Annotated in this window: 14 protein-coding genes; 3 read left to right on the top strand and 11 right to left on the bottom strand. The window is 74.5% G+C overall.

The features are described 5' to 3' along the window. Positions 1-2 precede the first annotated feature (2 nt). Genes amaP through K7396_RS27835 form a run of 5 tightly spaced genes read right to left on the bottom strand, consistent with a single transcriptional unit; the run spans position 3 to position 2,365 of the window. On the bottom strand, positions 3-608 hold the full coding sequence (gene amaP, locus K7396_RS27855) for an alkaline shock response membrane anchor protein AmaP (protein ID WP_086717249.1): 606 nt from the start codon (positions 606-608) through the stop codon (positions 3-5). 7 nt (positions 609-615) lie between these two features. Next, on the bottom strand, positions 616-1,281 hold the full coding sequence (locus K7396_RS27850) for a DUF6286 domain-containing protein (protein ID WP_086717250.1): 666 nt from the start codon (positions 1,279-1,281) through the stop codon (positions 616-618). After that, complete coding sequence (locus K7396_RS27845; RefSeq protein ID WP_086717256.1) at positions 1,278-1,655, bottom strand: hypothetical protein; 378 nt, start codon at positions 1,653-1,655, stop codon at positions 1,278-1,280. The genes K7396_RS27850 and K7396_RS27845 overlap by 4 nt, the downstream gene beginning before the upstream one ends. 15 nt (positions 1,656-1,670) lie before the next feature. Beyond that, positions 1,671-1,868: a hypothetical protein gene (locus K7396_RS27840; protein WP_086717251.1), complete on the bottom strand. Its 198-nt coding sequence runs from the start codon at positions 1,866-1,868 to the stop codon at positions 1,671-1,673. 35 nt (positions 1,869-1,903) lie between these two features. Next, the gene (locus K7396_RS27835; RefSeq protein ID WP_086717252.1) at positions 1,904-2,365 is read right to left on the bottom strand and encodes an Asp23/Gls24 family envelope stress response protein; all 462 of its coding nucleotides are present in this window, start codon (positions 2,363-2,365) and stop codon (positions 1,904-1,906) included. 221 nt (positions 2,366-2,586) lie between these two features. Between K7396_RS27835 and K7396_RS27830 the strand changes: the two genes are divergently transcribed. Then, the gene (locus tag K7396_RS27830; protein ID WP_086717253.1) at positions 2,587-3,306 is read left to right on the top strand and encodes a hypothetical protein; all 720 of its coding nucleotides are present in this window, start codon (positions 2,587-2,589) and stop codon (positions 3,304-3,306) included. Between the two features lie 51 nt (positions 3,307-3,357). Here the strand turns inward: K7396_RS27830 and K7396_RS27825 are convergent, their stop codons facing one another. The 6 genes from K7396_RS27825 to K7396_RS27800 form a co-directional block, all read right to left on the bottom strand. Continuing rightward, a complete protein-coding gene (locus tag K7396_RS27825; protein WP_086717257.1) occupies positions 3,358-4,137 on the bottom strand; it encodes an enoyl-CoA hydratase/isomerase family protein in 780 nt (259 codons plus the stop codon). A gap of 113 nt (positions 4,138-4,250) precedes the next feature. Then, the gene (locus tag K7396_RS27820; RefSeq protein WP_176604217.1) at positions 4,251-4,472 is read right to left on the bottom strand and encodes a helix-turn-helix domain-containing protein; all 222 of its coding nucleotides are present in this window, start codon (positions 4,470-4,472) and stop codon (positions 4,251-4,253) included. 335 nt (positions 4,473-4,807) lie between these two features. Next, positions 4,808-6,406 carry a ribosomal protection-like ABC-F family protein gene (gene abc-f / locus K7396_RS27815; protein WP_086717255.1) on the bottom strand — a complete coding sequence of 533 codons (1,599 nt, stop codon included), beginning with the start codon at positions 6,404-6,406 and terminating at the stop codon, positions 4,808-4,810. 484 nt (positions 6,407-6,890) lie between these two features. After that, positions 6,891-8,330, bottom strand: coding sequence for a hypothetical protein (locus K7396_RS27810; RefSeq protein ID WP_086719561.1), 1,440 nt, complete (start codon positions 8,328-8,330; stop codon positions 6,891-6,893). A gap of 237 nt (positions 8,331-8,567) precedes the next feature. Beyond that, positions 8,568-9,695, bottom strand: a complete 1,128-nt coding sequence (locus K7396_RS27805; protein WP_152104963.1) for an alpha/beta hydrolase — start codon at positions 9,693-9,695, stop codon at positions 8,568-8,570. 107 nt (positions 9,696-9,802) lie between these two features. Then, complete coding sequence (locus K7396_RS27800) at positions 9,803-10,459, bottom strand: class II aldolase/adducin family protein (protein WP_086721491.1); 657 nt, start codon at positions 10,457-10,459, stop codon at positions 9,803-9,805. 388 nt (positions 10,460-10,847) lie between these two features. Between K7396_RS27800 and K7396_RS27795 the strand changes: the two genes are divergently transcribed. Both K7396_RS27795 and K7396_RS27790 read left to right on the top strand, forming a co-directional pair. After that, positions 10,848-12,179 carry an inorganic phosphate transporter gene (locus tag K7396_RS27795; RefSeq protein WP_086721490.1) on the top strand — a complete coding sequence of 444 codons (1,332 nt, stop codon included), beginning with the start codon at positions 10,848-10,850 and terminating at the stop codon, positions 12,177-12,179. 22 nt (positions 12,180-12,201) lie between these two features. After that, on the top strand, positions 12,202-12,438 hold the full coding sequence (locus K7396_RS27790; protein WP_086721489.1) for a hypothetical protein: 237 nt from the start codon (positions 12,202-12,204) through the stop codon (positions 12,436-12,438). The last annotated feature ends 15 nt before the right edge of the window (positions 12,439-12,453 follow it).

The following is a 12,453-nucleotide window of genomic DNA, read 5'->3' as shown; positions in this document are numbered from 1 at the left end:
CCCTAACTCACCCGCTCGGGCCGGTGCTTGACCGCGCGCAGCCGGACGTCCCCCGGCAGCCGGTCGAGGCCGGCCGAGCGGCGGGCGTGCGCCACCGCCTCCTCCGACAGGCGCCGGACCACGGTCCCCGGGTCGGCGTGCGGGGCGAGGGCCAGCAGGGCCCGCACCCGTGGTGCGCGCCGGCGGCCGGTCAGCAGCACACCGGCCCGGTCGACGCCGTCCAGCGCCTCCGTCTCGGCCTCGAGGACACCCTCCAGCGCCCGGCCGCGCAGCGTGGCGCCCTCGCCGTCGCCGCTGTCGACGAGGATCTCGTGCAGCCGGTGCCGCCGCAGCTGCGACAGCAGCCACCACAGCATCAGCAGCACGAGGACGGCCAGCGCGGCGATCACGCTGGGCCACCACCAGCCCTGGCCGGTCCAGCGGGTGCGCTGCTGCGCGGACAGCAGGACGTCGCCGGGGCGGGACCAGGGCCAGTGGGCGGGCAGGTCCAGATGCTCCTTCGCGGGCAGGTCCAGGCCGCCGAGCAGCGCCAGGCCACCGGTGCCCAGCAGCACCACGCCGACGACCCCGAGCAGTACCCGGTTGACCGTTCTGCTGATCTGGCGCATCGCTCGCCTACCTCTTCTTCGGGCGCCGGACGTGCACGGTCAGGCCGAGCCGGTGCGCCAGCCCCAGCTGCCGCAGGCCCTCGCCCAGCGCGGTGCCGAGGTCGGCGCGGACCTCGTCCAGCCCGCGGAAGTGCGAGACGGCATGGGCCCTGGCCTTGCGGCGGCCGACCTTCATCCGTACGGACTGGACGCCGGCCACCTCCATGGCGCGGTCGCGCAGCACCAGTGCGGCGGCCGCCCGGTCCAGCCCGGCCCGCAGGTCCGGCGCGGCCGGCCGCATCGGCAGCACCCGGCGCAGGCCGGGGGTGAGGGCCAGCACGATCAGCCAGACGCCGAGCACCATGGCGAGCGCGGCGGCGGCCAGCACCCAGGGGGTGTCGAGGTGACGGGTGGCCAGTTCGCGGGCGAGCCACCGGCGCCAGGCCATCGCGGGGTGGTGGGCGCGCACCGCGACCACGTCGTAGAGCAGCAGCCCCGCGGCGGCCAGCAGCACCAGCGCGACCACGGCGGCCGGCACCCGGCGGGCCGACCAGAAGCGCCCGGCCCGCCCGCCGTCCGCGGTGTCCGTCGCGGCCGCGTCCGGGGCGCCGCCGGCGCCCTCGGCCGAGGGGTCCGGCACCGGGTCGAGGGTGGGCAGCCGCCGGGTGTCCGGCTGCCGCGCGTCGTCGCTCATCGCACCCTCCCGCGGCCCGTGCGCTCCAGCAGCGGGGAGTGCAGCCGCTCGACGTCCACGGCGACCTCGGGCACCTCCATGTGCGCCAGCGCCGTGACCCGCTCGGTGACCCGGCGGCGCACCGCCCGGCACTGGGCGCCGATGTCGGAGGGGTAGCCCAGCTCCACGGCGATCCGCACCCGCGCCTCGCCGAAGTGCCGGCGGTCGTCGCGCCGGTGGACCGTCACCGTCGCATGCGCGTCGGCCTGCGGGGACTGCCCGCGCAGCGCCTCCCGGGCGGCGCGTGCGGCGATCTTCGCCACCACCCGGTCGGCGATTCTGGTCGCGCCCCGCTCACCCGCCGGTACGCCGGCGGTGGCGGCGACCGGGGACATCGTCGCCACCCGGTCTCACCGCCGCCGGTCGTCGCGGCCGCTGCCGCGCGGACGGAAGAAATCGCCGGCTTCCAGATCCCCGTCCAGGAGTCTGCCGGCCACGAACCCGATGGCGCCCAGCGCCGCCACCAGCACGAAGGCGCCGAAGCCGCCGAAGTATCCGGCGAAGCCCAGCGCCATGCCGGCCAAGAGGCCGACCACGGCCATGCTCATCGTGCGCTCCTTCGCTACCACTCCGACGGACCCGGCTACTGGAGCCGCGGCTCCGCTCCCTCTTCTTCGTCTTCCTCGTCGGGCAGCTTGACGTCGCTGACCGCGATGTTGACCTCGACGACCTCCAGGCCCGTCATCCGCTCCACCGCGGAGATGACGTTCTCCCGTACGGAGCGGGCGACATCGGCGATGGCGACGCCGTAGTCGACGACGATCTCCAGGTCCAGCGCGGTCTGCACCTCGCCGACCTCGGCCTTGACCCCACGGGTCACGGTCGCCGACCGGCCCCCGCCGGGGACCCGGTCGCGGACGGCGCCGAGCGTACGGGCGAGGCCGCTGCCCATGGCGTGCACACCGAGGACTTCCCGGGCCGCCAGGCCGGCGATCTTCTCCACCACACCGTCGGCGATGGTGGTCCGCCCACGGGTCGCGGGATCGCCGCCACCCCGTCTGGCCGGGGTCCGCGTCCCCTCCGCGTGCTGCTGGCTCTCGCTCATCGCCGTCGTCCCTTTCCGCGAGGAGAAACGGTCCGCCCGCTCCGTTGCCCACAGTAGGTCCGGTCGCCGGGGGCCGCCCCAGGGATGCGGCAGCGGAGTGCTCCGTACGGCGGTGTCCGGCGCACCGCCCTGCCGCCGGGGCCGGTCTGCGGCAGGCTGGGGGCGTGGTCCGGGACGGGTCAGGGAACAGGTCCGGGCCCTGCCGGGAAAGGGGTGACGCGGTGGCCGCGAACCAGTTGGCACAGTCGGTGCGGGCGCAGCTCGGGATCGGCCGGGTGCTGCCGCTCGGCGGGCCCGCGGACGGCTCGTGGATCACCGAGCGGGCGGCCGCCGGGGCGCTGCGGGCCGCCGCCCGGACACCGGCCGGCGTCCGCATCGGGACGCTGCGGCTGTCCGTCGCCGACCCCGGCCACGCCACGGAGCCCGCGGTGCCGGCCCCGCCGAGCGCCCTGCCGCCCGGCCCGCTGCGGATCGAGGCGGACTTCGCCGCGGTCGCCGGCCGGCCGCTGCCCGCCGTCGCCGACCAGGTGCGCACCGCGCTGCTGGAGGCATCGGTGCAGGAGCTGGGACTGGTGGTCGGCGTGGTGGACCTGCGGGTCAGCGCGCTGCTGGCGGAGGACGAGGCAGCACCGCCGCCCGCCGCCCCGACGGAGGAGCCCGCCGCCCCCGCGGCGGACGACCGGAGCGGGGCGACGCAGGAGGGCCCGGCGGGGATCACCGCCGTCGCGCGGGAGGTGCCGGGCGTGGCCCGCCTGGCACCGGCGCTCGGCGGGCGCTCCCGCGCGGTGCGGCGCACCGACGGGCATGTGCTGATCCAGCTGGCGACCGCGCCGGGCCACCGGGCCCTGGACGTCTCCTGCGCCGTGCGGCGGGCGGTGGCGGCCACGCCCGCGGCGCCGTCGACGGTGGCCGTGCTGGTCACCGCCGTCGAACAGCGCTGACGGGCGCCCCCGGCCAGGGGGACGCCCGTCAGTGCGGGGAATGCGGCGGGGCTACTCCCCCACGCCCGCGAGATCGCGCAGTCGGCGCGCCTGCGCGGCCCGCTCGGCGCCGCGCTGCTCCTCGTAGGTGCGGCCCGCGGCGCCGGCCAGCAGGGCCTTGGTCTCGATGACGGCGTCCCTGGGCGCGGCGGTGAGCGCGGCGGCCAGGTCGGACACCGCGGCATCGAGCTGGTCCGCGGGCACCACGAGGTTGGCCAGGCCGGTCCGCTCGGCCTCCTCGGCGTGCACGAAGCGCCCCGTGGCGCAGATCTCCAGCGCCCGGGCGTAGCCCACCAGCCCCACCAGGGGGTGGGTACCGGTCAGGTCCGGTACGAGTCCCAGGCTGGTCTCGCGCATGGCGAACTGGACGTCGGGCGCGACCACCCGCAGATCGCAGGCCAGGGCGAGCTGGAAGCCCGCGCCGATGGCATGCCCCTGCACGGCGGCGATCGACACCAGGTCGTTGCGCCGCCACCAGGTGAACGCTTCCTGGTACTCGGCGATCGTGGCGTCCAGAGCGCTGTCGCTGCCACGCGCCAGATCGATGAACGACGGCTCGCCGTCGAAGCCCTCGGGCGTGAACGCCTGGCGGTCGAGGCCGGCGGAGAAGGACTTGCCCTCACCGCGGAGCACCGCGACCCGGACGTTTCCCGGCAGCAGCGAACCCGCCTCGGCGAGCGCCCGCCACATGGCCGGTGACTGCGCATTGCGCTTCGCCGCGTTGGCGAGGGTCACCGTGGCGATCGCATCGTCGACGGTGAGTCGCACACCGTCCTTGTCCAGCAGAGTCATGAGCGCCTCCGAGTCAGCCAGCCGCACCTGCGTGCGTAAGTGACTGAACGGTAACCTCCCGGTCGACCGCTCGGTCGACCGGGGGGACACCGCTGCACCCGGAGTCGCAGCCGTCAGGCCGATGTGGCCTTCTTGCCCCTCGTGGCTCCGCCGCGACCGCGCAGGACCACACCGGATTCGCTGAGCATCCGGTGCACGAATCCGTAGGAGCGGCCGGTTTCCTCGGCCAGCGCCCGGATGCTCGCACCGGAGTCGTACTTCTTCTTCAGGTCTGCCGCGAGCTTCTCGCGCGCGGCGCCGGTCACCCGGCTGCCCTTCTTCAGAGTCTCGGCCACCCGTGCCTCCTCGTGGGAAGTGCGCTCTGGACTCTCATGATCACCCCTCCCCGGCTTCCTGGCCACCCATTCCGCAAGGTCAGTACGACATCCTTTGCCGTCCGGCGGCCGCCCACCGAGGCCGGAATGCCGCATTCCGCCCTGGTGGAAGGCCGCCCTCGCCCGGCTTTGCGCAAGAAGTGGCAGGTCAGGTGGTATGCCGCCGAAATGGTGACGGCCGGGCCCCACGGGCCCGGCCGTATGCCGCAGACTCGCCGATGTACGAGCCGTTCTCACTCAGATGATGGATCACACGTCGGCCGAATGATCCATACGGCATGATCCAATCGCCGCTGTCAGGCCAGCGCGACCAGGTCCGCGTAGTCCTGGCCCCACAGGTCCTCGACGCCGTCGGGCAGCAGGATGATCCGCTCCGGCGACAGCGCGTCCACGGCCCCCTCGTCGTGCGTCACCAGGACCACCGCGCCCGTGAAGGTGTGCAGCGCGCCGAGGATCTCCTCGCGGCTGGCCGGGTCGAGGTTGTTGGTGGGCTCGTCGAGCAGCAGCACATTCGCGGAGGAGACGACCAGCGTCGCCAGGGCGAGCCGGGTCTTCTCGCCGCCGGAGAGCACCCCGGCGGGCTTGTCGACATCGTCGCCGGAGAAGAGGAAGGAGCCCAGCGTCTTGCGGATCGCGACCAGGTCCATGTCCGGGGCGGCGGAGCGCATGTTCTCCAGGACCGTGCGGTCCGGGTCCAGGGTCTCGTGCTCCTGGGCGTAGTAGCCGAGCTTGAGGCCGTGCCCCGGGCGGACCTCGCCGGTGTCCGGCTGCTCGACGCCCGCCAGCAGCCGCAGCAGGGTGGTCTTGCCGGCGCCGTTGAGGCCCAGGATGACGACCCGGGAGCCCTTGTCGATCGCCAGGTCGACGTCGGTGAAGATCTCCAGGGAACCGTAGGACTTCGACAGGCCCTCGGCGGTCAGTGGCGTCTTGCCGCATGGCGCCGGGTCCGGGAAGCGCAGCTTGGCGACCTTGTCGGAGGCGCGCACCGCCTCCAGGCCCGCGAGCAGCTTGTCGGCGCGCTTGGCCATGTTCTGCGCGGCGACGGTCTTGGTGGCCTTGGCCCGCATCTTGTCGGCCTGGGAGTTGAGCGCCGCGGCCTTCTTCTCGGCGTTCGCACGCTCGCGCTTGCGGCGCTTCTCGTCGGCCTCACGCTGCTGCTGGTAGAGCTTCCAGCCCATGTTGTAGATGTCGATCTGCGAGCGGTTGGCGTCCAGATAGAACACCTTGTTCACGACGGTCTCGACCAGGTCGACATCGTGGGAGATCACGATGAAGCCGCCGCGGTAGGTCTTGAGGTAGTCGCGCAGCCACACGATGGAGTCGGCGTCGAGGTGGTTCGTCGGCTCGTCCAGCAGCAGGGTGTCGGAGTCCGAGAACAGGATCCGGGCCAGCTCGACTCGGCGGCGCTGACCGCCGGACAGGGTGTGCAGCGGCTGGCCGAGGATGCGGTCGGGCAGCCCGAGACTGGCGGCGATCGTCGCGGCCTCCGCCTCGGCGGCGTACCCGCCCTTGGTGAGGAACTCGGTCTCCAGGCGCTCGTACTTCCGCATCGCCTTCTCGCGGGTGGCGCCCTTGCCGTTCGCCATCCGGTCCTCGTTCTCGCGCATCTTGCGCAGCACGGTGTCCAGATCGCGGGCGGACAGGATGCGGTCGCGGGCCAGCACGTCGAGGTCGCCGGTACGCGGGTCCTGCGGCAGGTAGCCGACCTGGCCACCGCGGGTGACCGACCCGGCGGCGGGGATGCCCTCGCCCGCCAGCACCTTGGTCAGCGTGGTCTTGCCGGCGCCGTTGCGGCCGACCAGGCCGATGCGGTCGCCCTTGGCGATACGGAAGGAAGCGGACTCGATGAGGACGCGGGCGCCGGCACGCAGCTCGAGGCCGGAGGCGGTGATCACGGAAAAACTCCAGGGCAGGAAGACGGCGGATTGGACGGACGGTCCGAGAGCGGGCTACGCCGTCTAATGAACCCGGGGGAGAACTGCCATGGGAGGCAGTCTAACGGTAGTTTTTCTTCCCACGTTTGTGTCTTTCCCGACGTGATGGGTTCTCGCCGTTTGTCGCCCGCTGCGCTTTGCTCCCGGCCCACGTTTTTGGCTGTCCCGCCGTTGCTCCCCCACTGCCTTAAGGGCGTGGGAGGTACCCCCACGCGGCGGGCGGGTCCGCTGCGCGGGGCGTTTCGGGTGCCGGTGCCGGGCCTCCGCGGGTGGGGTGCCGGACTGCTTCGCTTTACGTCCGGCACCCCACCCGCTCCGGCCCGTCACCGCACCCACAGCCCCGCGCAGCGGACCCCGCCCGCCGCAGGCGCCCCGGCGAGCGCACCGCGCCAGCGGGCGAAACACGGCGAGAAGAACCCACGGCGGGAAAGCCAAAAACGTGGGATCAAACCCCACCGGTATGGACTTGGAACGCCGCCCGCCGCACGGCCTTCGCGAGGGCCGGGTCTGGGTGCGCCGCGGCCAACGCCACCAGGACCTGGACGGTCCTGGGGTGGCCGATGGCGCGGACCTCCTCCAGGAGGCGGGGGACCGAGCCCTGGACCGCCGAGTCGAGGTGCCGGACCAGGAGTTGGGTCTCGCCGTGGTCGGCGACGGCCGCCGCGGTGTCGACCCAGAGCCAGGTGGACTCCTCGCGGGTGAGCACGTCGGGGGCGGTCTCCGGGTCGCCGCCCTCGTGCTCGACGAGCCAGAGCAGGGCGTACGGGCGCAGGGCCGGCTCGTCGGCGGCGGCGCGTACGGCGGGCTCGGCGGGGGCGCCGACCGCCCGCAGTGCCTCGAAGGCCAGGCCGCGCAGCAGCGCGTCCTCGCCGCGGGCCACGGTCAGCAGTTCTTCGACGGCCGCGCCGACCGAGCGGGCGGCGAGCCAGGCGCGGTACTCGGCGCGGGCCGGTCCGGGGGTGAGCCGGGCGCAGCCGCGCAGCATCGCCTCCGCGGACTGTTCGATGTGGCCGGCCGGGCTCTGGGCGGCGACGCAGATCTGTTCCAGCTTGACCCACACCGACCAGTTGCCGAGCGGTGTGAGCTGCGCCTCGGAGGCGTCGTGGAAGGCTTCGTGGACGCCGTCGTGCGCGCCGTCCGGGGGCACCAGCGCGCCGACGGTCAGCAGGGCGTCGAGCGCCCAGCCCAGCAGTTCGGCCAGCGACGCCCCCGCGGCGTCGTCGGCCGCCGGCGCGGCGTGGTCGGCGCTGCCCGGGGCCGGGTCCTGGCCGTAGGGGACCTCGCAGCGTTCGGTGCGCAGCTCGGCGACGCGCTGATCCAGCATGTCGAGCAGCACCGGGAGCCGGACGGGCCCGGCCGAGAGGTGCAGCAGGGACAGCAACTGGGGCAGTGCCTCGACGACTTCGGCGACTATCGCGGGGCCGGCCGTGGCCGGCGCGGGGCGGGCCAGCGACCAGGCGTCGAAGAGGGCGACCCAGCCGCGCAGCACGGCGGTGTCGTCGCGGTCCCAGGCGCGCAGCCGCCAGCCGGGGCGGGCGAGGCCGTCGTGGAGTTCGACGAGGCCGGAGAGCCGGGCCCGGTCCCAGTCGGTGCGGACCTGCCGCGGCGTCAGACCCAGGGCCTCGGCGGCGCGTTCCGCGGCGGCCTCCGGGAGCGTCCCGTCCGCACCGGCGCGCAGCGCGGCGCCGTCGGCCCAGCGGGCGAGGCGGGCCGCGCCCGCGAGTACGGCGCGGGCCTGCCGGGCCAGTTCCGCGGGCGGCGGCGTGCCCTCGGGCGGGCGGGGCGCCGGACGCTTGGTCCGGGTTGTCACCGCCCGGCGGGCGGCCGCAACCGGTTGACGGGGGACGAGTCGGAGCCGGGAGTCGCGCGGGGTACGGGACGTCACAGGAGCAGTGTTCCCGCTGTCGGCCCGAAAGCCCAATCGGAACCCTGCTTGCGATCTGCCGGGGCCGCGCCGCCGTGCCGACACGTCCGCGATGAGGGGAGTTGTCGCGCCGTGGGTCCGGGCGTCATCCGGGGGCGCGCGGATCGCGGCCGGGGCGGCGGGCCCGTGGCCGGGGGCGGGGCGGTTCGCGGGGGCCGCTGTCGGGCCCGGTGCGCGGGCCGGCGCCCGCGCGCGGCGTCACATGAGCGGGGTGAGGAAGCGCCGCAGTGCCTCTTCGTAGGCCGGCGGGTCGGCGTTCCACATCGCGGCGTGCGGTGCGTGCGGAACCGGCTGGAAGGTGACCAGGTCGGCGCGGCGGGCGGCGAGGGAGCGGGAGGCCGTCCAGGGGGCGATGAGGTCGTCGGGGCCGTGGAAGAGCAGGATGGGGACGTTGAGGCCGTCCACGTCGACGGCGTCGGCGGGGCGGTCGACGGGCATCCCCGTGGCGCCCTCGGCGGCGCGTACGGCCAGCGGCAGCAGGGCGCGCGGGACGCGGCGGGCGGCGGCCAGCGCCCGGACGGTGGCGCCCCGGTCGAGGACCGGGGAGTCCAGGACGAGGCCGCTGATCCGGGCGCGCAGCGCGGAGTGGGTGGCGGCGCGCAGGGCCATGGTCGCGCCGGTGGACCAGCCGTGGAGGACGATGTCCTGGGCGCCGTAGCGGACCGCGTAGCGGATCGCGGCGTCGAGGTCGCGCCATTCGGTGTCGCCGAGGTGGTCGATGCCGTCGGCGGTGCGCGGGGCGCCGATGTCGTTGCGGTGGGCCACGTCGAGGACCGGCAGCCGGTGCCGGTGCAGGAACGGCATGACCACCATGGGGTGTTCGCGGGTGGTGCCCAGGCCGTGGACGGTGATGACCCAGGTGTCGCGCACTCCGGGGAGGAACCACGCCGGCAGGGCGCCGAGTTCGCCGGGGACGTCGACGTCGGCGCAGTCCAGGCCGAGGGCGTCGCGGGGGTTGCCGAGGTGGACCTGAGGGGTGAGCCGCATCCGGTTGCCCGGCCTGAGGGTGCCGTGGGTGACCCGCACCAGGCGGCGCACGACCGCGTCGGCGGGGTGCGGGACGCCGTGGACGACGTCGCCGATCACGGCGTGGCAGCCGGAGCCGGTGAGCCCGTAGGTGCCGGGCCGCAGGGACGCCAGGCTGCGGGTGAGGGCGACGCGGCTCTCGGTGGCGGAGTGCACGGTGAGCCGGGGGTCGCCCGGGAAGGGGTCGTCGGGCGACGGTTTCAGGGCGACGTCGCCGGCGTACCGGCCGACCGCCACGGCGGCCGCCCCGGCACCGATCACGGTGGTGGCGGCCACGGCCGCCGCGGTAACCAGGCGCACCTCACCAGTGTGCGCAGCGGCGCCGGACACGGCCACTTGGCGGTGTCCGGCGGGTGACCGGGGGGGACGGCGGCCCGTGCCGCGCCGCCGTCCCCCCCGGCGGGCGCTCAGCCCTGCCGGCCGTAGTCCCGCAGCCGGTCGGCGGCCGCGTCGAGCTGCTCGGCGGACAGCAGGCTGGGTGCGTGGCCGGGCACCGAGCTCGCGGTCAGCCAGACCCGGCACATCCACTCCAGCTGGGCGGTGCGGTCCAGCGCCTGGCCGAGGCTGTCGCCGTAGGTGAGGGTGCCGTGGTTCTGCAGCAGGCAGCCGGTGCGGTCGCGGAGCGCCGCCAGCATGTGCGCGGCGAGTTCGTCGCTGCCGTAGAGGGCGTAGGGGGCGACGCGGACGGGGCCGCCGAGCGCCGCGGTCATGTAGTGGACGGGCGGGAGTTCGGGGACGAGGGTGGAGACGGCGGTGGCGCAGGGGGCGTGGGTGTGGACGACGGCGGTGGCCGTGGTGCTGCGGTAGACCGCCAGGTGCATGGGGAGTTCGCTGGTCGGCCGGAGCGTGCCGATGATCTGGCGCCCTTCGAGGTCGACCGCGGTGGTGTCGGCGGGCCCGAGCCGGTCGTAGGGGACGCCGCTGGGGGTGACCAGCACCAGGTCCTTGATGCGGCACGAGACATTGCCCGAGGTGCCGACGACCAGGCCGTCGGTGACGGTGCGGCGGGCGGTGGCGACCAGGTCGCCCCAGGCTTCGGCGAGGCGGTCGGCGCGGTCCTTCATGGGTCCTCCGGCGCGGTGCGGCGAATGGGCGGACGCGGTGCGCGTCACCGTACGAGCAGGCCGGGGCACCGTACGCCGGGGGCCCGCTTGTCCGCTATCTGCCATATAGGGATATCTTGCCCACTGTGGCGGATTGGGCGGAGATGAGCCATCTTGCGTTCTTCCTCCGTTCACGTCACGCCGGAGCCGGCGCACGGCGCGACCGGGGAGACGCCCGTCGCCCCAACTCACCGAGTTCGCCAACGGATGAGGCGGAAGTGACGGCGGGGACTCCTTCCCGTGAACACTGCGGGGGTGTCACCACCGCGCCCGTCCCAGTTCACTTTCCGTTCACCCGCTCTCCGTACGGTCCCAACGACACTGACCTTCGAACTGATTGCCCGGGTGAATGGAACACATCACGCTTCTCATCGGGATCGTGATCGTCACGGCCTTGGTGTTCGACTTTACGAACGGCTTCCACGACACGGCCAACGCGATGGCCACCACCATCTCCACCGGCGCCCTGCGACCCAGGACCGCGGTGGCGATGTCGGCAGTGCTCAACCTCGTCGGTGCGTTTCTGTCCGTGGAGGTGGCCAAGACCATCTCCGGCGGGATCATCGACGAGAGCGCCGGCATCCGACCTGAAGTGATCTTCGCCGGCCTGGTCGGCGCGATCGTCTGGAACCTGCTGACCTGGCTCGCGGGCCTCCCTTCCAGCTCCTCCCACGCGCTCTTCGGCGGTCTCATCGGCGCGACCCTGGTGTCGGTCGGCACCCACGGGGTGCACGGCGAGGCCGTGGTGATGAAGGTCCTGATCCCGGCGGTGGCCGCCCCGATCGTCGCCGGCCTGGCCGCGATGGCGGCGACCCGGCTCACCTACCGGCTGACCCGCAACCGCGACGAGGCGGACACCGCCAAGGGCTACCGCGCGGGCCAGATCGCCTCCGCCGCCCTGGTCTCCCTCGCCCACGGCACCAACGACGCCCAGAAGACGATGGGCGTGATCACCCTCGCGCTGATCACCGGCGGTGTGGTCGCCCCGCACGCCGACCCGCCGCTGTGGGTCATCGCCTCGGCGGGCCTGGCCATCGCGCTCGGCACGTACCTGGGCGGCTGGCGGATCATCCGCACCATGGGCAAGGGCATCACCGACATCCAGCCGCCGCAGGGCTTCGCCGCCCAGACCGGCGCCGCGGCCACCATCCTGGCCTCCTCCCACCTCGGCTTCGCGCTCTCCACCACCCAGGTCTGCTCCGGTTCCGTGATGGGCTCGGGTCTGGGCCGCAAGGGCGGCGTGGTGCGCTGGTCCACGGCCGGCCGGATGGTCCTCGCCTGGGGCCTGACGCTGCCGGCCGCGGGTCTGGTCGCGGCGGGCGCCGCGTTCCTGGCCGGCCAGGGCGACTGGGGCGTGGCGGCGGTGGCCGTCCTCGGCCTGGGCATCTGCGGCGCGATCTGGGCCGCCTCCCGGCGCAAGCCGGTCGACCACACCAATGTCAACGACGGTCCGGCCGCGGAGCCGGTGGGCGTGGTGACCGCCGCGCTGCGCTCCGTCTCCCCGCCCCCGGCGGGCCAGCCGGCCCCGGCCGACGCCCCGGTGGCCGACACCCCGGTGGCCGACGCCGCAGCGGCCGTGGCCGAGTCCCCGGACGCCGCCGGGATTCCCGCCCAGGCGTCCGGCGCCGACTCCTCCGCTCCTCCTGCCCCGCGCCCCCGGGCCGCGACGGTCTCCCGCTAGCCGCCCTCACCTAAGGAACCCCATGAACATCGACTGGGCAGCTCTCGGCCAGGTCTTCGGCGTCACCCTCGCGGTGACGGTCGGGATCGTGGGCCTGTTCACCGTCGGCATCGTCGGGACGTCCCGCAAGCCGCAGACCGAGGGCGCCACGGCCGCGGGCACCGCACCGGGTACGGGCGCGCGGGCCGGCGCGGTGACCGCCTTCGCCCTGTGCGCGGCGGCGGTGGCCTACGGCATCTACCTGATCGTCGCCGCCTGACCCCACGGGAGACGG

Origin of the sequence: Streptomyces angustmyceticus, assembly GCF_019933235.1 — a bacterium.
GTDB classification, from domain to species: domain Bacteria; phylum Actinomycetota; class Actinomycetes; order Streptomycetales; family Streptomycetaceae; genus Streptomyces; species Streptomyces angustmyceticus.
Note: the sequence above shows the minus strand (reverse complement) of the source record. Positions and strands in the feature narration are given on the sequence as shown.